This window comes from Arthrobacter gyeryongensis (assembly GCF_039543785.1).
GTDB lineage: Bacteria > Actinomycetota > Actinomycetes > Actinomycetales > Micrococcaceae > Arthrobacter > Arthrobacter gyeryongensis.
Genome location: NZ_BAABKK010000024.1, coordinates 265,560 through 282,564, shown reverse-complemented (window position 1 = coordinate 282,564; position 17,005 = coordinate 265,560). Strand labels below are relative to the sequence as shown.

General features: G+C 63.8%; 15 protein-coding genes. 9 read left to right on the top strand and 6 right to left on the bottom strand.

Annotated elements, in window-relative coordinates; all coding sequences use genetic code 11:
• Nucleotides 1-4 precede the first annotated feature (4 nt).
• Nucleotides 5-1,096, bottom strand: coding sequence for a hypothetical protein (locus tag ABEA18_RS17105; RefSeq protein ID WP_345451049.1), 1,092 nt, complete (start codon nucleotides 1,094-1,096; stop codon nucleotides 5-7).
• Nucleotides 1,097-1,270: 174 nt separating this feature from the next.
• Here ABEA18_RS17105 and ABEA18_RS17100 point away from each other — a divergent pair, with 174 nt between their 5' ends.
• Entirely contained in the window at nucleotides 1,271-1,912 is a 642-nt protein-coding gene (locus ABEA18_RS17100; RefSeq protein ID WP_345451047.1) for a VC0807 family protein, read from the top strand.
• A gap of 40 nt (nucleotides 1,913-1,952) precedes the next feature.
• Here the strand turns inward: ABEA18_RS17100 and ABEA18_RS17095 are convergent, their stop codons facing one another.
• Nucleotides 1,953-3,062 (bottom strand): fatty acid desaturase family protein, encoded by a 1,110-nt coding sequence (locus ABEA18_RS17095; protein WP_345451045.1) that lies wholly within the window; start codon nucleotides 3,060-3,062, stop codon nucleotides 1,953-1,955.
• A gap of 283 nt (nucleotides 3,063-3,345) precedes the next feature.
• Between ABEA18_RS17095 and ABEA18_RS17090 the strand changes: the two genes are divergently transcribed.
• Nucleotides 3,346-4,194, top strand: a complete 849-nt coding sequence (locus ABEA18_RS17090; RefSeq protein ID WP_345451043.1) for an esterase/lipase family protein — start codon at nucleotides 3,346-3,348, stop codon at nucleotides 4,192-4,194.
• A gap of 158 nt (nucleotides 4,195-4,352) precedes the next feature.
• Nucleotides 4,353-5,246 (top strand): nuclease-related domain-containing protein, encoded by an 894-nt coding sequence (locus ABEA18_RS17085; RefSeq protein ID WP_345451041.1) that lies wholly within the window; start codon nucleotides 4,353-4,355, stop codon nucleotides 5,244-5,246.
• A 3-nt stretch (nucleotides 5,247-5,249) separates the two neighbouring features.
• Here the strand turns inward: ABEA18_RS17085 and ABEA18_RS17080 are convergent, their stop codons facing one another.
• From ABEA18_RS17080 to pdxA, 4 genes are all read right to left on the bottom strand, one after another.
• Nucleotides 5,250-6,158 carry a prephenate dehydratase gene (locus ABEA18_RS17080; RefSeq protein WP_345451039.1) on the bottom strand — a complete coding sequence of 303 codons (909 nt, stop codon included), beginning with the start codon at nucleotides 6,156-6,158 and terminating at the stop codon, nucleotides 5,250-5,252.
• 173 nt (nucleotides 6,159-6,331) lie between these two features.
• Complete coding sequence (locus ABEA18_RS17075; RefSeq protein WP_345451037.1) at nucleotides 6,332-7,087, bottom strand: SDR family NAD(P)-dependent oxidoreductase; 756 nt, start codon at nucleotides 7,085-7,087, stop codon at nucleotides 6,332-6,334.
• A 151-nt stretch (nucleotides 7,088-7,238) separates the two neighbouring features.
• Nucleotides 7,239-8,051, bottom strand: coding sequence for a DeoR/GlpR family DNA-binding transcription regulator (locus ABEA18_RS17070; RefSeq protein ID WP_345451035.1), 813 nt, complete (start codon nucleotides 8,049-8,051; stop codon nucleotides 7,239-7,241).
• Nucleotides 8,052-8,129: 78 nt separating this feature from the next.
• Nucleotides 8,130-10,568: a 4-hydroxythreonine-4-phosphate dehydrogenase PdxA gene (pdxA, locus tag ABEA18_RS17065; RefSeq protein WP_345451033.1), complete on the bottom strand. Its 2,439-nt coding sequence runs from the start codon at nucleotides 10,566-10,568 to the stop codon at nucleotides 8,130-8,132.
• 189 nt (nucleotides 10,569-10,757) lie between these two features.
• On the opposite strand from pdxA, the gene ABEA18_RS17060 reads away from it, so the two are divergent.
• From ABEA18_RS17060 to ABEA18_RS17035, 6 genes are read left to right on the top strand one after another with little or no spacing between them, the layout of a single operon-like run.
• Nucleotides 10,758-12,383, top strand: a complete 1,626-nt coding sequence (locus ABEA18_RS17060) for an ABC transporter substrate-binding protein (RefSeq protein WP_345451031.1) — start codon at nucleotides 10,758-10,760, stop codon at nucleotides 12,381-12,383.
• Between the two features lie 4 nt (nucleotides 12,384-12,387).
• On the top strand, nucleotides 12,388-13,323 hold the full coding sequence (locus ABEA18_RS17055; protein WP_345451029.1) for an ABC transporter permease: 936 nt from the start codon (nucleotides 12,388-12,390) through the stop codon (nucleotides 13,321-13,323).
• Nucleotides 13,320-14,240: an ABC transporter permease gene (locus tag ABEA18_RS17050; RefSeq protein ID WP_345451027.1), complete on the top strand. Its 921-nt coding sequence runs from the start codon at nucleotides 13,320-13,322 to the stop codon at nucleotides 14,238-14,240. Before ABEA18_RS17055 ends, ABEA18_RS17050 begins: the two co-directional genes overlap by 4 nt.
• Nucleotides 14,237-15,103 (top strand): ABC transporter ATP-binding protein, encoded by an 867-nt coding sequence (locus tag ABEA18_RS17045; RefSeq protein WP_345451026.1) that lies wholly within the window; start codon nucleotides 14,237-14,239, stop codon nucleotides 15,101-15,103. The genes ABEA18_RS17050 and ABEA18_RS17045 overlap by 4 nt, the downstream gene beginning before the upstream one ends.
• Nucleotides 15,100-15,996, top strand: a complete 897-nt coding sequence (locus tag ABEA18_RS17040; protein ID WP_345451024.1) for an ATP-binding cassette domain-containing protein — start codon at nucleotides 15,100-15,102, stop codon at nucleotides 15,994-15,996. The genes ABEA18_RS17045 and ABEA18_RS17040 overlap by 4 nt, the downstream gene beginning before the upstream one ends.
• Nucleotides 15,996-16,973: an aldo/keto reductase gene (locus ABEA18_RS17035; RefSeq protein ID WP_345451022.1), complete on the top strand. Its 978-nt coding sequence runs from the start codon at nucleotides 15,996-15,998 to the stop codon at nucleotides 16,971-16,973. Before ABEA18_RS17040 ends, ABEA18_RS17035 begins: the two co-directional genes overlap by 1 nt.
• Nucleotides 16,974-17,005: the final 32 nt, after the last annotated feature.

Sequence of the window (17,005 nt, the reverse complement as noted above, 5' to 3'; positions counted from 1 at the left end):
CAAGTCAGCGGGCTGGTGAAACCGGGCGGGTGCCTGCTTTGGCTCGCACCTTGAGCAGGAGCGCGGCGAGGGCGAGCATTTCGAGTCCGGTCCATACGAGCGTCCCGCCCCAGATTTCGGGGGAGAAGCTGAGTGCCCCGTCGCGGAGCGCTACACCGGTGAAGTACGGGGCCCAGAACACGACCGGGGAGAGGCCTATCGCGGTCATGAGCCTTGCGTGACGGTCCGGCTTGGGTCGCACCACCGCCCACACCACTCCGACGAGGACGGCACCGACAACGGCCACCGGCACGAGCCAGGCGTCGCGCAGCGCGACCATGATCTGCAGGGCAACGGAGGGGAGCAGCGCCATGGCCGCGGGCACCGCGGCGTGCAGGCGCCAACGCAGCGACAGCAAGAGGACGGGCACGAAGATCACGGCCGTCGAGACGAAGAACGACGCCAACGAGACCATGATGCTCGACGACGTCGGAACCGTCACCGCGGGCTGCGCCCCAGTAGCGCCGCTGTATGTCTGGATGAGTCCATGGCGGGCGAAGACCGCGAACTCCTGCAGGATGAACGCCGCAACCATGCCGGAGAGCATGGCGCTCACGATGGCGGGCATCAGCCGCGGCCATGGCCGCTGAGGTGAGTGCCATGCAGAGGAGAAGGGCGCGCTGAGGATGAGGAATCCGCCGGCGGCGAGCCCAAGATGGGACGGGCTGAATAGGGCCTTGAGACCCTGCTCAATGCCGAACACCGAATGCCAGGCGAAGTCGGCCGCTCCGGAGATGAGGAAGAGGAGGACTCCGGCTGCCGCGGCCCCATAGCCGGCCGGGATCGCGTCGGTCCACCGCGCGCCGGGGGCGTGCCGGCGCCAGGTCAGGGCGGCGATCCAGACGGCGCAGGCCGCGAAGCCCGAGTAGAGGATCGCATGCCACGGAGTGAAGAACGTCTCGAGGTCGCGGAGGTTGTTGTGCGCCCAGCCGTCAACATAGGTTCCGGTGAGGAGCCAGACGCCGGCCGCGAGGGTGATGATGTCTTCAACGGCAGTGGTGGGGCGGTGGAGTGATACCGGTGGAGTCGCAAAGGCGTGGGCTGCTGTCGCGTCCATAACTCCACAGTAAGTCTCGCCGCCTTCCGCGGCGAGAGGCAATCCCCTTTGGACGGCGACCCCTGGCCGCTTCGCCTTTTGCGGTGCCTGTTGACCAGGGTTCTTGCCCGGACCTAGCATGGCGTTGCTGGCGCGTGAAGCTCTTGGTCATGAGCGGAGGGGAGCCGCACCCCGATGAACGCTGAGCAGGCTTCGGGACAGGAACGTCTGGGGTTGATGACGCGTGCGCTGGTGCGCGGTTTGGCTTGGGACGTGGGGGCACCTCTGGCTACCTATTACGTGCTGCACTTGGCCGGCGCCACGGACTGGGTCGCGCTGCTGGCGGCGACGGGAGCGGCCGGTTGCCGGCTGTTGTGGACCGCGTTCAAGCGACACTCCCTGAATCCGTTTGCGATGCTGATGGTCATCGTCTTCGGACTCGGTCTGGGATTGTCTTTCCTCACAGGTGACCCGCGGTTCTTGCTGCTCAAGGACTCGGCTATCACTGGCGGAATGGGTATTTCGTTCCTGGTTTTTGCCGCCTTGGGGCATCCCTTGACTTTGGACGCAGCCAAGACGTGGAGACCGGAGCGTGCCAGGGAACTGGATCGCGATTTCCACAGCAACCCCGCGGCGCACCGCTGGCACCTCAAGGTTTCCGCCGTTTGGGGTGCGGGACTGATTGCCGAAGCCAGCACCCGGGCCGTACTGGTCTATCTGTTGCCTATTGATGTCATGGTGGGGGTTTCCGCCGCCCTGGCAGTGATCGTTTTCGCCGCCCTCATCGCCTGGACTGTCTGGGACCGGAAACGACGGCAGGCATCGTCGTCGTCCTGACGGCACGATGTCAGGGTGGTCCGGTCCGCCTGTGCGTCGGTTACCGCCGGTACTGGCCCGCGAGCGGACAGGTGAACGGGTCCGCTGCCGTGAGTCCGACCTTGTTGAGGTGGCGGATCACTATTGCGTACGAGTGAAGCAGCCCGGTTTCGGTGTAGGCGATCCCCTCGGCGTCACAGTGGGCCTTGACCAGTTGGCGGACCTCCCGCAGGTGGGGGCGGGGCATATCGGGGAATAAGTGGTGTTCTATCTGGTGATTAAGGCCGCCCATGAGCAAGGTCACGAATCGTCCTCCGGCGATGTTGCGGGACGTGACCACCTGCCGTGTCAGGAAGTCCACCCGGCTGTTTTCGGACAGGATCGGCATCCCCTTATGATTCGGCGCGAAACTTCCGCCCATGTACAGACCGAACACGGCGACCTGCACCACGATGAATGCGACGGCGAGCGCGGGGGAGAGGACGAGGAAAAGCAGGCCGACGTAGGCACCGAAGCGCAGACCCAGCAGGGCGATCTCAAGCCACCGGTACTTTACCGGCCCTCGCCGGAGCAAATACTTCAACGAGTCAATATGCAACGTCCATCCGAGGAACAAGAGCAAAGGGAAGAGCAAGTAGCCTTGGTGCTTGCCGAGGGCCCTGCCGATTCGTCCGCGGCTGCTTGGCACTTCGTTGTGGAAGATGACCGCACCCTGTGCGATGTCCGGGTCTTGATTGACCATGTTCGGGCGGGCATGGTGCCGTGAGTGCTTGTCGGTCCAGTACGCGAAACTCATGCCTACTACCAGGGTGGCAATGAGCCGTGCAGTCCACTCGTTCGCGGACCGGGACGCAAACACTTGCTGATGGGCTGCTTCATGGCCGAGGAAGGCGAACTGCGTGAAGACGACGCCGGAGGCGCCTGCCACGGCCAGCTGAAGCCAGGAGTCTCCCAAAATGAAGAACACCACCCAGATCCCCGTCCCCACCACGGCCAGGATCGTCAGCAGGAGGAGGTAGTAGCGTCGGCACCGCCGGAGCAGCCCCGCTTCCCGGACGGTTTTCAAGAGGCCCGCATAGCTGCTCGTGACCTTGTTGATCCGGTTCCTTGGCGGAGCGGGTCGCGGCGGCATCATAAACGCGGGCACGGACGGTGAAGGCTGGTTGGTCAAGGGCAAGTAGTTGCCTCCTCGGATGCGCTAATGACGCGCTGCCGGGGTCCGGGGCAACACCACCAGCCTAGGCGCCGCTGGCCCTACCAGTCCAGAGGAACGGGATCAGGGGCGGGACGATCAGTCGGCGATTGGTTTGGCATTCGATACGGTCCGGGGTCGACCAGCGGGTGCACGTTTTCTCACAATTGCAGCACGCTATTGCAACCCGCCGGTAAGTTACCGCAAAGTAGCTAGGGATGCCGCGGACATAGGGGTTCGCGGCCAGGAGAAAGGCAAGGCCATGCGCCGATTCAGACTCACCGCCGTCCTCGCCGTTGCGGCGCTCACGATTGGACTCTTCGCCGCACCTGCGGCTCAGGCCGACTCGATCTCGCCGGACCCGCCCGGAGCCAATGACTGGACGTGCAAGCCGTCGAGCGTGCATCCGTACCCGGTAGTCCTCGTCCCAGGGACGTTCGAGACGATGTACAAGAACTGGGCGCTGTTCTCACCCGTACTTAAGAATCAGGGGTACTGCGTCTTCTCGCTCAACTACGGGGTAGTCAATGGTGTCCCCGCCAGTGGACCAATTCGTGACTCCGCGGCTGAGCTTGCGACGTTCGTGAGCTCAGTTCTCCGTGCAACGGGTGCGAAGCAAGTAGATCTCGTCGGCCACAGCCAAGGCGGGATGATGCCGCGCTACTACATCGGCTTCCTCGGAGGCGCCAAGTATGTACACCATTTGCTTGGCATTGCGCCGTCGAACCATGGCACCCAAGGCCTTATCGCGCCGTCGCCCGCAGGGATGATTCTCGACACGACCGCAACGAGCACCCTGTGCCAGGCCTGCGCGGACCAGCATGCCGGGTCGGCATTCATGGCCGAGCTCAATTCGATCGGCGACGCCGTACCGGGGCCGTCCTACACAGTGATCTCGACCCGCTACGACGAGGTCGTGACGCCCTATACGAGCCAGGCTCTTGTTGGGCCGCTCAAGCAAGTGTCCAACCTTGTGCTGCAGGACTACTGCCCGCTCGACACGTTCGAACACGATCAATCTCCCAACGACCCGAACGTGTGGTCTCTTGTCTCCAACGCGCTTCTCCAGAGCGGCCCCGCAGATCCGAGGTATCGCCCGGAGTGCGTGTAGCGGGTGGTGGCCCGCCTGGGCTTTTGGTCCAGGAGGTTGCAGGCCCCGACGGCCATGCACGGTCCGCAGATCAGTCGGGCCGCCGATAATGTGCTGCCTGTATTCTCGCCCGGCACCGTTAGGATCGGTCCTGTGTACCAACGACAATGCGAAAGCCCATGATCCCCGACCCTTTCCCGACTGGTACAGGTCTGCCTCCGGACCCGCCGGAGGTTCCCGGCAAAGGTCCAGGCACAGAGCTCAGTCCCGGGCTGCTGACTGACCGGGTACCGGGACAGGCCGTGATAGCCGAGCTCTTGGCCGTGCGGGAAAGGGACGCTCCGCGGTCCCGGCTGGGGCGCGTGTTCGGGCTTGACCCGCTGACCGCAGACAGCCGCCCCTGGTACACGGGCGCCGTCGGGGAATTGGCGGTGGCTCGGGTTCTGGCGCGGCTGGGACCGGAATGGACAGTCCTTCATGCGGTTCCGGTCGGGGCCGGCACGTCAGACATTGATCACGTGTTGATCGGGCCGGCAGGGGTGTACACAGTGAACACCAAGAATCATTCAAACCAGAGAATCTGGGTGGCTGGCCGCACTCTGATGGTGGCCGGCACGAAACAGCGCTATCTTCCCAACGCCATGCACGAGGCGGCCCGAGCCGCCAAGCTCCTCTCCGCAGCAGCAGGTCTGGCGGTGGAGGTCACCGGTGTCCTGGTGTTCGTGGAGCCCAAGGGCATCACGGTCCGGGAACGGCCCGAGAGCATACCTGTGCTGAGCGATGGTCAGCTGTTGCGCTGGCTTAACCGGCGCAGACCGGTCCTCACTCCGGAGCAGCTCGCCCGCATTGTCGCCGTTGCTGGGTTGCCGGGAACCTGGCACCGCGATCCCGCCGCGCCCGGGGACGCCGTCGCCCTTCAACGGGGTTTCGCCGCCCTCCGGACGGAAGTCGTCGGGGCCCGACGACGGCGGGCGGTATGGGCGCTTGCCGTCGCGGCCTGTTTCGTCACTGCTGTTTTCAAACTTCCGGTGATTATCGCGTGGGTCTTGCCGATGCTCACGCACGCGGGATAGCCACTAAAGCGACAAAGTGGGCTTTGGATTGCCAGCAGGCGTTGTGCCTGGATTGCCGGAATCGGTGAAGCCCAGGCTTCGGTATGGAGCAGCAGCATAAACGCCAAGAACCCTGACTTCATCGGTGAAGAACTCCAGCTCCTCGAGCGCAAGTCGCACGGGTGTGTCGGATGGGTGCCCTTCAACGTCGGCCATGAACGTGGTGGCAGCAAACTCGTTACCCACCATGTAGCTTTCCAGGCGCGTCATGTTCACACCGTTCGTTGCGAAACCACCCAGGGCTTTGTACAGGGCCGAGGGGACGTTCCTGACCCGGAAGACGAAGCTCGTGATCACGGGACCGGGCAACTCGTCGCGGGTTTGCTGCCGACGCTCCCTTGACAGGGCGACAAACCGGGTCGTGTTGGTGGCGTCGTCCTCGACGTCTTCTGCCAAGACGTCCAGCCCGTACATCTGGGCGGCGAGCGGAGGCGCGAGCGAGACCTTGGAAGCGTCATTCCAGTCGCGGACCTCCCGTGCGGATCCTGCCGTGTCGCCGGCGACAACTGGTTTCAGCCTGAGTGACCGGATCAGTTTCCTGCACTGGCCGAGGGCATGAACGTGGCTGTGCACTTCGCGCGCCTGTTCGAGGGTGCTGCCGGGTATGCCCAGCAAGTGGAATCGGATCCTGAGAAAATGTTCGCCCACAATCTGCAATCCGGATTCAGGCAGGAGCACATGGATATCCGCAACGCGCCCGGCGATGGAGTTCTCAATCGGAATCATGGCGAGGTCCGCGTCGCCGGATTTCACTAGTTCGAAAGCATCTTCGAAGCTGGGGCACGGTACTGGCTCCATGTCGGGGAACATCTGTAGGCAGGCGATGTTGGAGTTGGCGCCGGGCTCTCCTTGATATGCAACTTTACGAACCATGGAGCAAATGGTGTCACATTTTGCCGGGTGGGAAGCGCCGCGCCAGAACGGACTTTGGGTGTGAACCGGCTCGGAGCGCGCCGATGCGTGTGCGGAGGTATCGGGTTACCCTCACTGAACGGGTCGCACACTCGGACTACGCCCTGATCCACGAGCCGCCGGCTGGCAGCAGCTCAGACGGCGGTGTAGCCGCCATCGACGAGTACGTAAGAGCCGGTCATGAAACTGGCCTTGTCGGAAAGTAGGAACGTGGTGACGTTCGCGATCTCCTCAGGCTGTCCCAGGCGGCCGAGCGGATGCTTCGCCTCGAGCCCATTGAGGACTTCTTTCGGCGCAGCGGCCAGCAGCGGCGTATCTATATAGCCGGGGCCGATAGCGTTGACGCGCAACCCCTGGGCCCCATATTCAGCCGCAGCATTCTTGGTCAGGCCCACGACGCCGTGCTTGGCCGCGGTGTAAGCGGCGTTGCCGGGAGCGGCGACGGTGCCGTGGATCGACGCCATGTTCACGATGGCACCTTCGGAGGCGCCTGCGGCAAGGATGGCCGGAACCTGGTAGCGCATTCCGTAGAGGACTCCGCTCAAGTTGATGGCGATGACCCGGTCCCAGTCCTCGACGTCGAGGTCTCCGACAGGAGCGTTGGCGCCCCCGATGCCTGCGTTGTTGACGGCATAGTTGAGGGCGCCATAGCTCGCCACCGCGAAGTCGACAGCATTCTTACTATCCTCGGCGACCGCTGTGTTGCCCTGAAAGGGAACGGCGGTGCCGCCAGCGGCCGTGATCTCGTTGGCCACGCGGGTGGCACCGTCCAGGTTGATGTCGACGACGACGACGTTGACACCGTTCTTCGCGAGGTCTTTGCTGATCGCTTCCCCAAGTCCGGAGCCTCCGCCGGTGACGATCGCGGTCTTGCCTTCGAAGTTACTCATAGTTCCTCCTCGTGCGGCGGGATCGGTTCCGCGATTTCAGTGTTGAGCGGTGGTTGAACCGCTCGCTTGTGGCAACCGTACTCCGTCCCGCGAGAAGAAGCCGCGACTTCGAATCTCCTGGCTCCACAGGGAGGGTCCTTTGACCTCGGGGTCAGGGCTCCGAGGTCACGGGTGACCGATGGTCCACATCCTCGTCCACAACAGCCACTACCTCAACGCGAACCCCGGAATCCCGGAACTTCTCCAGCTGCTTTGCATCGGCGCCGTCGTCCGTCACCAGGGTCCAGGGCAGCGGCAGCCGCGCCCACGCGTGGAACGGCCGCAGGCCCAGCTTGGAAGAATCCGCAAGCACGTAGACGTCGTCACCGCGCCGTGCCATGAGCTCCTTGAGCCTGGTCTGGGAATGGTCCGCTTCACAGATTCCGTCCTCGGCCGTCACTGCATCAGCACTGAGGAACACGCGGTCGAAGCTCATCCTTTCCAGGGCCGTCTCGGCGAGCGGTCCGACGAAGCTCTGGCTCAGGCTTCTCAGCCGGCCACCCAGGCAGTCGACCTCGACGCCTTCCGAATCTGCCAGTTCCTGCATGGTGTTGATGCCGGGGGTGGTCACTGAGAGCCGATCGAAGTCGCGCAGTTCGTGGGCCAGTGCGCCCACGGTGGATCCGGCGTCGAGCAGGATGTTCTCTCCGGGCTGGACGGTCGAAGCCGCCCAGCGCGCAATGGCCTGCTTCTGTTCGAACGCTTCCCCGGTTCGCTGGCGAAGGGAAGCTTCAGGGTGCGCGCTCAGCGCCATGGCGCCGCCGTAGGTTCGTGCCAGCCGGCCCTGTCCGTTAAGGAGGGCAAGATCGCGGCGGATCGTGGAGGCAGTGACATCAAAGCGGGAGGAGAGTTCATCGACGGATGCCAGGCCAGTGGTGACGGCAAGATGATAGATCTCCTCGCGCCTGGCGTGTGCGGACAGCATTCCGGGTCTCCTTCCCGTGGGTGTGGTAACCATGCTAGTTGCGGCCCAGGGAAACCATGTGCACCACTGCCGGCCCGCCTAGATGGCCACAATGGGCCTGGTGGCCATCTCGGCGGCCTGGTGCAAAGCCTCCACCATACTGCGCGGATCGGCGGTGCCCTTGCCTGCAATGTCAAAAGCAGTGCCGTGGTCCACGGAGGTCCGGATCACGGGCAAGCCCACAGTAATGTTGACGCCGGCCTCGATGCCCAGGACCTTCACCGGGCCGTGCCCTTGATCGTGGTACATGGCTACGACCAGGTCGTAATCGCCGCGGCCGGCCAGGAAGAAAAGCGTGTCTGCCGGCAGCGGGCCCGTGACGTCGACCCCGGAATCCCGGGCTGCCTGGACTCCGGGTTCGATTTTCTCGGCTTCCTCGCCTTGGCCGAACAGTCCGCCCTCCCCGGCGTGCGGGTTGATGGCGCACACCCCGATCTTCGGCTGCGGGATGCCTGCCCGGATCAAGGCTTCGTGACCGCGGAGGATGGTGCGTTCCACAAGGGCCGGGTTGATTTTCCGTACGGCGTCCATTAGTCCGATGTGGGTGGTCACGTGGATGACTTTGATCTTGGGGGTGGAGAGCATCATGGAAACTTCCTCGGTTCCGGTCAGCTGGGCGAGCAGCTCGGTGTGCCCGGGAAAGACGTGGCCGGCCGCGTGCAGCGCCTCTTTGTTCAGCGGAGCGGTGCAGATCGCCTGCACCTCGCCTCCCATGGCGAGCTCGCTGGCGACCCGGATGTATTCGTAGGCCGCGTGCCCCGCTACCGGGGACAGCTTTCCCCAGGGCAGGTCCGCAGGCAAGAGTGCCAGGTCGATCACATTCACCCTGTCCGGGCTGAACACCATGTCACGGACCGAGTCCACCGCATGGATATCTGCGTGAATGCCCAAGATCTCCGCAGCCTGGCGGAGGCGCTGGACGTCTCCAATAACCACAGGGCGGCACTCGTTGCCTATCTGCGGGTCCAGGACAGCGGCCACCACCACCTCGGGTCCCACGCCGGCGCCGTCGCCCATCGTGACAGCAACAAGAGGGAGCTTCGCGGGATCAGCAATGTTCATGGAGGGTCCTTTTTCGGGCAAGGGAGGCTGGATTGCCGCCGGGAGAGGGGAGTGCGTTGAAGAGGGGAGTCCGCTCGGGGCGAGGGGCGATTCGGGGTAGCGACCCAAGGCGGCGAGGATGGTTTTGAGGCTGCTGGGGTCGCCGAAACTGCCGGGCCGTGTGACTACCGGGTCCCCGCCAGGGGTCACCGACAGCACCGCGCCGTGTTCAATCTCGCCGAGCACACTCAGCCGCCGAACCCCGAGGGCATCCAGTACCTCACGGGCCGTCTCACCGCCAGTGAGCATGAGAGGCCGGGCGCCCGCCAGCGAACCCAATGCCGTGGCCAATCGCGCGGCGATCCGTGAGGAGAGCTCGTGATCCACCGTAGAGACATCCATGGTCACCGCCGCGGGGCCTGCCGCCAAGGCAGTCTCCAGCGGGGCGAGGTCTGCCGTCCCTGCCAAAATGTCTGCGGGGGAGAGCGTAAGTACGGGAACGCCATCAGAGGCGAGTACCTGGAGTTGTTCTTGAGTGGGAGCGGAAGCCGAACCGACCACCAGGAGGGGAGAACCGACGTTGTGCCCGGATCCCGGGACGTTGCCGTTGGCTGAAGGCATGGCGGAAGGCTGCCGCGGCGGCCATCCGGGGCTGCGGGCCAAAGCGCCTCCCAAGGCTGAGGCGCCGGCGAACCGGATCTTGGGGATCTCAAGGGCTGCACTGACGATTGCGTCCAGGTCGGCCGAGGTCTCGGCGTCGCAGATCACTATGGGAAACGGGCGTCCGGCGCTGGCGGTCTCCAGCGCGACCTTGAGGGCTTTTTTGTCGCTGCGGACGGTGGCCAAGTCCACGATCGCAGAAGTGAGCGGCGCGATCGTTGCGGCTATGGTGGTGGGCGGAGCGGACGGCTCGGCGTGCCACAACGTGGTCTCATGCAGGGGCACTCCGCCGTGGTGCACCGTTCCGTTGACAGTGGTGCGGTTCAGTGGGGGAAGCGCCGGAGCCAAAAGGACGGGACCGTCGGCCGCGAAAACCGCCAATTGGGATGCCACCGGGCCACGCAGTAGCGAATCGACCTTGAGGAACACTGTGGCGGCGGGGTCGCTTTCGGCCAAGGTACAAAGGATCCGCCGCAGTCTCGACGCTGCCTCGATTGCGGGGAAACGGCGGTTGTCCGAGTCCAGCACTAGCGTGCCGGTGCCCGCCGCGAGCCCTCGTCCGACGTGTTCAAGGTCGTCCAAGCGGTGCGGTACCAAGCAGACCAGGGGTGCTCCGTCGTCGGACAAGGTTCCACCATGCGGTCCATCCTGCTTCCACGGCACGAATTGCGCGCTTCGCGCAATAGTGTGGGAAAGTCCCAACGCTTCTTTCCGGAGGGCCGCTGCGGTCTCGGCAGCCCCGGAGAGGTCGTCCGCAATGGCTACGATGCGCCGCATTGCTGCCTCCTTTGGCCTGGGAACTGGGTGCAGCTGGCACGGTATCAACCTGCTTGCACAAAACACGCTAACTCACTTGCGCACTTTGCGCAATCGTGACATTGTGATCGGAGTAACAGCCATGGCGGTCGTGTCAGCAGGATGCGGACGCCCAGCCGGCAGGAGCCGGCTCTGACTTGGAGGTCAAAGATGACTCGATCCGATAGCGATGCCGGCGGCAGCGGATTCCTCGGCGAAGTAGCGCAGCGGTCCCTGTCCCGGCGTTCCGTCCTCCGGTGGAGCGCTGTGGCCGGACTCGGCGCTGTGCTGGCTCCCGCAGTCACGGCTTGCGTGGGACCGTCCGCCCCGGCCGGCAGCGCAAGCGGCACCAGCACACTTACCCTCGGACTGAACCGCTCGCTGGTGAGCCTGGACAACAAGCTCAACCAGTTCGACGCCGCCGTGACCGTCCAGCGCGCCGTCCGTCAAGCCCTCACTGAGATCGGCGACGACCTTAAGCCCCAACTGGTCCTGGCTGAAAGCTTTGAACTAACAAGTCCCACCCAATGGACCGTCAAACTGCGGAATGACATCAAGTATTCGGATGGCACAAAGGTTGCGGTGGAGGACGTTGCTACCGCGCTGCAGATGTACAGCAAGGTCAATGGCTCGTTCCTGGCGCCACAGTTCCCGGAATGGCCCACCGTCAACAAGAAGGACGATCTCACCTTCACCTTGGACACAAAGTCCCCGCTTCCGGTCCTCAAGACCCTGATGTCGAACATCCTCATCACCCCCGCCGCCGCCAACAAGGCTGAAGAACTCCAGACCGGAGTGGGGACCGGGCCCTACAAAGTGGCGTCCGCGGACCGGGGCACGGGCACCTACAAGCTAGTGGTCAACGAGAACTACTGGGGCGCGAAGCCGAGCGTCAACGAAATCAACGTCCGCTTCATGTCCGAGGAGTCCAGCCGCGTTGTGGCCCTGCGTTCCGGCGAAGTGGACATCGTCGACTCCATCACTCCCGACTCCGTTGCCCAACTGAAGTCAGTTGAGGGCATCAAAATCGAATCCATCACTGGAACCCGCTACAACCAGTTGTTCTACAACTTCCGTAAACCCTCAAGCAGCCCCATGTCGGACCCCAAGGTCCGCGAGGCCCTCTCCTACGGCTTCAATAGCCCCAGCGTCATCGACGGCATTCTCGGCGGCACCGTCACCTCGGCAAAGGGCGTTGTACCCCAGACCCTGGCCGGCGCGGTCGAAACCGGCGAGTACAAATACGATCCCGCCAAAGCGAAGTCCATGCTCGCCGCGCTGGGTGTCTCCAACCTGACCATCAAGGTCATTTGGGAAACCGGCGAATTCGCCGGTGACGTGTCCATCATGGAATCGCTGGTTGAAATGATGAAGGAGATCGGGGTCAAGGCCGAGTTGCAGCAGTTCCAGCCCGGCGGTGACATCTCGACTTGGCGCCAAGGCAAAGCCGGCGACTGGGATCTTCTGGGCAACGGATACGGCAACCAGACCGGCCTGGCACTGACCAACCTGCAGGGTATGTACGCCGGTACTGCCGAGAAGGAAGTTACCCGCGACACGTACCACGGCTTCATTTTCCCCGAGATCAGCAGCCAGATCATCAAGGCCACGTCCGAAACCGACGAGGCTGCCCGCGAGAAGCTGCTTGCCCAGGTCCAGAAGGACATCTGGGCCAAGTGGCCATGCATGTGGTCCTTCATCCCCAACGCGGTGCTTGCCCGCCGCGTCCGCGTCGAAGGCATCAAGCTGCGACCCACCAACTCGTACCAGCTCTCCGCAGTCAAGGTGAACGGCTAGTCCAATGCTCAGATATGTCGCCAAGCGGTTAGGGCAAAGCCTGCTCACGATCTTCCTGACCGTGTCCACAGTCTTCGTCCTGATCAGGATGGCTCCCGGAGACCCGGCCTATGCACTGGCCGGGCCTCTGGCCTCCACCGGGGACCTTGAGAAGATCCGGGTCTCGATGGGTCTCAACGAACCACTCCTCACCCAGTACGGCATCTTCCTACGGGATCTCGCCGCCGGAAACATCGGAAAGTCCTATTCCTTCCAGGCTCCCGCCCTGGATGTGGTCATGTCCAGGCTGCCTAACACTGTGTTCCTTGCCGTGCTGGCCATCGTGGTGGCCATTGTTGTGGCCATTCCGCTGGGCGTCTGGATGGCCAAGCATGCGGACACCAAGCGTGAGCTTGGGGTCAATGTGCTGACAATCGCGGGGCAGTCCATGCCTGACTTCTGGATCGGCATCATGCTGCTGACCGTCTTCGCCGTTGTCTTCCCCATCTTTCCGTCCTCGGGCTTCACGAGTTGGTCGGGTGTGGTGCTCCCCGTCGCCACGGTGGCGATCCTTCAGATCGCCTTGGTGTCCCGCATGGTCCGTCGTGAGGTGGGCGCCAATATGGCGGCCCCTTACCTCACAGTGGCCCGGTCCCGCGGTACCGGCGAACAGAAACTCACCTGGGCGTACGCGATGCGAAACTCCTCCATCCCGATCTTGACCACCCTCGGCACCCGGTTCGCCGGCATGCTCAACGGCGTGGTGGTGGTTGAAGTGGTGTTCAACTGGCCAGGCTTGGGATCGCTGGTGGTCCGGGCCCTCGAAACGCGCGACTACCCGCTCATCCAGGCCACGGTGCTGGTCACGTCAGTGCTCGCCGTCGGAGTCCAGCTCCTGATCGATTTGTGTTACCCGTTGCTTGACCCACGGGTCAGGCTCGGAAAGGTGTCCGTCGCATGAGTACTGTCAATGAAATCCCGCTCGCCGTGGAGGCAATGAGAAGGCCGACGGCGGTCACCAAGCGCTTGCTGCGTCGCTCCTCCGCCGCCCGGCGGGAACGCTCAGCCAAGGTGAAGATGGTCCTCGGGGCTTTCCTGACCGCATTGGTAGTCCTGCCCATCGTCCTGGCTCAGCTCCTTCCGCTGCCGGACGTCGATACCCAGGCCATCATGTCCCGGTTCCTGCCTCCGCTCAGTCCAGGCCACCTCTTCGGCACCGACCAGCTGGGCCGGGATATCCTGTCCCGCGTGCTGCACGGAGGCCAGGTTTCACTGACCATCGGCGTGCTCGCCGTCGTAATCTCCGGCGTCGTCGGCGTGGTCCTGGGAGCGCTCGCCGGTTTCTTCGGCGGCTGGGTGGACGCTGTGGTGTCCCGCCTCATCGAGGCCCAGCTCTCACTGCCTCTGCTTATGATGCTCCTGCTCGTGGTAGCCCTTTTCGGCCCTTCCATCCCGGTCATCACTTTCGTGATCGCCATCGCCCAATGGCCCGAACCCGCCCGCCTCACCCGTTCCCTGGTGCTCGTGGAACGCGAGAAGCCCTATGTTCAAGCCGCCAAGGTCCTGGGCCTGCGGCAGATCACCATCCTGGCCAAGCACGTCATCCCCAACATCATCAACCAGGTGATCGTGGTGGTCCTCCTGCTTCTGGCCACCGCCGTGCTGATGGAGAGCGCATTGAGCTTCCTCGGGGCAGGTCCGCAGCGGCCCTTCGCCACGTGGGGCAGGATCATCTCCGACGGCCAGGCTTTCCTCACCACCTCCTGGTGGATCGTCACGCTACCCGGAGTGGTGATTGCCGCCTTGGTAGTCGGCGTGAACCTGCTGGCCGACGGTCTCCGGGACCGCGTACGCCGCCGGAAGGGAGCAACGTCATGAGCGTCCTGGAGGTCAAGGATCTTTCCATCGAACTGATGACCACACGTGGGGTTGTTCGCGCCGTAGACGGCATCTCGTTCTCCATCGACGCCGGACAGACCGTCACCGTGATCGGCGAGTCAGGTTCCGGCAAGAGTACGACGGCGATGGGCCTCCTCAGGCTCTTGCCGGACGACCTTGCCATCATCTCCGGCCACGCGGTTCTGGACGGAGTTGACGTGGTGAGCGAACCGCGGAAATTCGCCAAGCTCCGCGGCCGGTCGGTAGCTCTGATTCCGCAGGACGCCATGACGGCGCTGTCCCCGGTACACACCATAGGCCGCCAGCTGGGCGAGGCGATCAACCGTAAGGGGGCCTTCTCGAAGACAGGGCTATTGAAGCGCTCGATGGAGCTCTTGCAACAAGTCCGTATACCGGCGCCCGAGGTGCAGCTTAAGAAGTACCCCCACCAGCTCTCCGGCGGTATGCTCCAGCGCGTACTTATCGCCATGGCGCTGGCAGTTGACCCCGTCCTCCTAGTGGCGGACGAACCAACCAGCGCCTTGGACGTCACAGTTCAGGCCGGCATCCTGGATCTGCTGATGGAACTGCAGGAACGCACCCAGGTGGCCATCCTGATGATCACACACGATCTGGGTGTGGCCCGGCTGGTTTCGGACCGGATCCACGTCATGAAGGACGGCCGGTTTGTGGAGAGCGGCGAGGTTGAACAGATCGTTGACCAGCCCCAGACGGACTACACCAAGAGACTCCTCGCCGCGGTGCCAAGGTTGGGGCGCTGGGACGGCGAACCACAATTGAATTCAGCAGACGGGGACGAATCCTCGGCCAGCCACGCAACCCTGAACGGAGCCCATTCGTGAGCAAGGCACAGAACGGATCAGCGAACACTCCGGCTGGGCAGGATCTGGTGCTGTCTGTCCGTAACCTCACGGTGGACTACGCCGCACACCGTACCAGCTTCCGGGCAGTGGATGATGTCAGTTTTGATGTCCCGCGTGGCAGCACTGTGGCCATCGTGGGGGAGTCCGGTTGCGGCAAGTCCACCATCGCCAAGGCGATTGTCCGGCTGCTGACACCGACCTCCGGGGAAATCCTGCTCAACAGCCAGGACATTGCGAGGATGCCGGCCCGGCAACTGCGACCCTTCCGGTCAAAGGTGCAGATGGTCTTCCAGGATCCCTACGGTTCGCTTGACCCGCACCTGACGGCCGAGGACATTGTGGCCGAGCCCCTGGTCCTTCGCGGTATCCGGTCGGGAAGGGAGCGCCGCGCGGAAGCTGCCAAGCTCATCGACCAGGTGGGCCTTCCCGTCTCAGCGCTGGGGCGTCGGCCGGCGGAGTTCTCCGGCGGCCAGCGCCAACGCATCGGGATCGCCAGGGCGCTGGCTGCAAAGCCGGAACTACTGGTCTGCGATGAAGCTACCAGCGCCTTGGACGTCTCGGTCCAGGCGCAGGTCCTTGAGCTCCTTGCGGATATCCAGCGCCACAGTGGTCTCACCTATCTCATGATCAGCCACAACCTGGGCGTGGTGCGCGAAAGCAGTAGCCACGTAGTGGTCATGTCCAAGGGAAGGATCGTGGAGCAGGGACCCACCGGTGAAGTCCTCAGCAGACCCAAAGACCCCTACACGCGGGCATTGCGGGCGGCCGCCCTGGATCCGTTGACCATGACCGGCCGAAAGCCCCGCGAGCTCGTATCAAGGCTTAACGTAATGCCGCAAGATGGACCGATACAGATGGAGGAAGCAAGCTGATGCAGGGAATCAATGTGGCCGGATTGGACCTGCCAGTTTCACAATTGGCACTGGGCACCATGACCTTCGGCGACACTGTGAAGGAGGAAGCCGCAGCCAGCATGCTTTCGACGGCGTTCGACGCCGGAGTTACGGTGGTTGACACTGCCAACGGCTACGCGGGCGGCTCGAGTGAAGAAATGCTGGCCAAGCTGCTCCGTGGAAAACGGGATGCCGTCATTTTGGCCTCCAAGGCCGGAATGCCGCACCCGGATGCGGGCGATCACGCTCCGCTGTCCGCGGACGGGCTCCGGCTCTCGGTCGAGGGCAGCCTCCGGCGGCTCGCCACGGACCGGCTCGATCTTTTTTACCTCCACCAACCGGACCGGATGACGCCGGTAGAAGAGACGCTCGCCGTCGTCGGGCAGCTGATCGCCGAAGGCAAGATCGGCGCTTGGGGTGTGTCGAACTTCGCCGCCTGGCAGGTCAGCGAGCTGAACGCGGCTGCTGACGCCTCCGGCGCACCGCGGCCGGTGGTCGCCCAGCAGCTGTATAACCTGCTGGCCACCCGGATTGAAGACGAATACTTGGAGTTCGCCCGCCACGCAGACCTCCTCACCATGGTCTACAACCCCTTGGGCGGCGGTCTCCTCACGGGTAAGCACTCCTTCACAGAGTCCCCCACGGAGGGCCGCTTCGGCACCTCGAGGCTGGCGGAAATGTATAGGCAGCGGTACTGGGATCCCAGGCTCTTCGAAGCGGTACGAAAGCTTGCCGGGATCGCAGACGGGGCCGGCGTGCCGCTTCCGGAGCTTTCCTTCCGATGGCTGCTGAGCAAACCGGGCGTCGGTTCGATCTTGCTCGGCGGGTCGAGGGTCGAACAGCTGCAGTCCAACATTTCAGCCGCCGCAAAAGGTCCGCTGCCACAAGACGTGGAGGCGGCGTGTGATGCCGTGGCAGCTGAAATCCGTGGTCCGATGCCCAAATACAACCGATGACTCCCGCGGCCCCCGCCGTGACCAGAACCTGA

What these genes read in the sequence shown, in the direction of transcription:
- ABEA18_RS17105 (WP_345451049.1), bottom strand. Translation starts at nt 1,096, where the DNA reads ATGGACGCGACAGCAGCCCACGCCTTTGCGACTCCACCGGTATCACTC.
- ABEA18_RS17100 (WP_345451047.1), top strand. Translation starts at nt 1,271, where the DNA reads ATGAACGCTGAGCAGGCTTCGGGACAGGAACGTCTGGGGTTGATGACG.
- ABEA18_RS17090 (WP_345451043.1), top strand. Translation starts at nt 3,346, where the DNA reads ATGCGCCGATTCAGACTCACCGCCGTCCTCGCCGTTGCGGCGCTCACG.
- ABEA18_RS17085 (WP_345451041.1), top strand. Translation starts at nt 4,353, where the DNA reads ATGATCCCCGACCCTTTCCCGACTGGTACAGGTCTGCCTCCGGACCCG.
- ABEA18_RS17080 (WP_345451039.1), bottom strand. Translation starts at nt 6,158, where the DNA reads ATGGTTCGTAAAGTTGCATATCAAGGAGAGCCCGGCGCCAACTCCAAC.
- ABEA18_RS17075 (WP_345451037.1), bottom strand. Translation starts at nt 7,087, where the DNA reads ATGAGTAACTTCGAAGGCAAGACCGCGATCGTCACCGGCGGAGGCTCC.
- ABEA18_RS17070 (WP_345451035.1), bottom strand. Translation starts at nt 8,051, where the DNA reads ATGCTGTCCGCACACGCCAGGCGCGAGGAGATCTATCATCTTGCCGTC.
- pdxA (WP_345451033.1), bottom strand. Translation starts at nt 10,568, where the DNA reads ATGCGGCGCATCGTAGCCATTGCGGACGACCTCTCCGGGGCTGCCGAG.
- ABEA18_RS17060 (WP_345451031.1), top strand. Translation starts at nt 10,758, where the DNA reads ATGACTCGATCCGATAGCGATGCCGGCGGCAGCGGATTCCTCGGCGAA.
- ABEA18_RS17055 (WP_345451029.1), top strand. Translation starts at nt 12,388, where the DNA reads ATGCTCAGATATGTCGCCAAGCGGTTAGGGCAAAGCCTGCTCACGATC.
- ABEA18_RS17050 (WP_345451027.1), top strand. Translation starts at nt 13,320, where the DNA reads ATGAGTACTGTCAATGAAATCCCGCTCGCCGTGGAGGCAATGAGAAGG.
- ABEA18_RS17045 (WP_345451026.1), top strand. Translation starts at nt 14,237, where the DNA reads ATGAGCGTCCTGGAGGTCAAGGATCTTTCCATCGAACTGATGACCACA.
- ABEA18_RS17035 (WP_345451022.1), top strand. Translation starts at nt 15,996, where the DNA reads ATGCAGGGAATCAATGTGGCCGGATTGGACCTGCCAGTTTCACAATTG.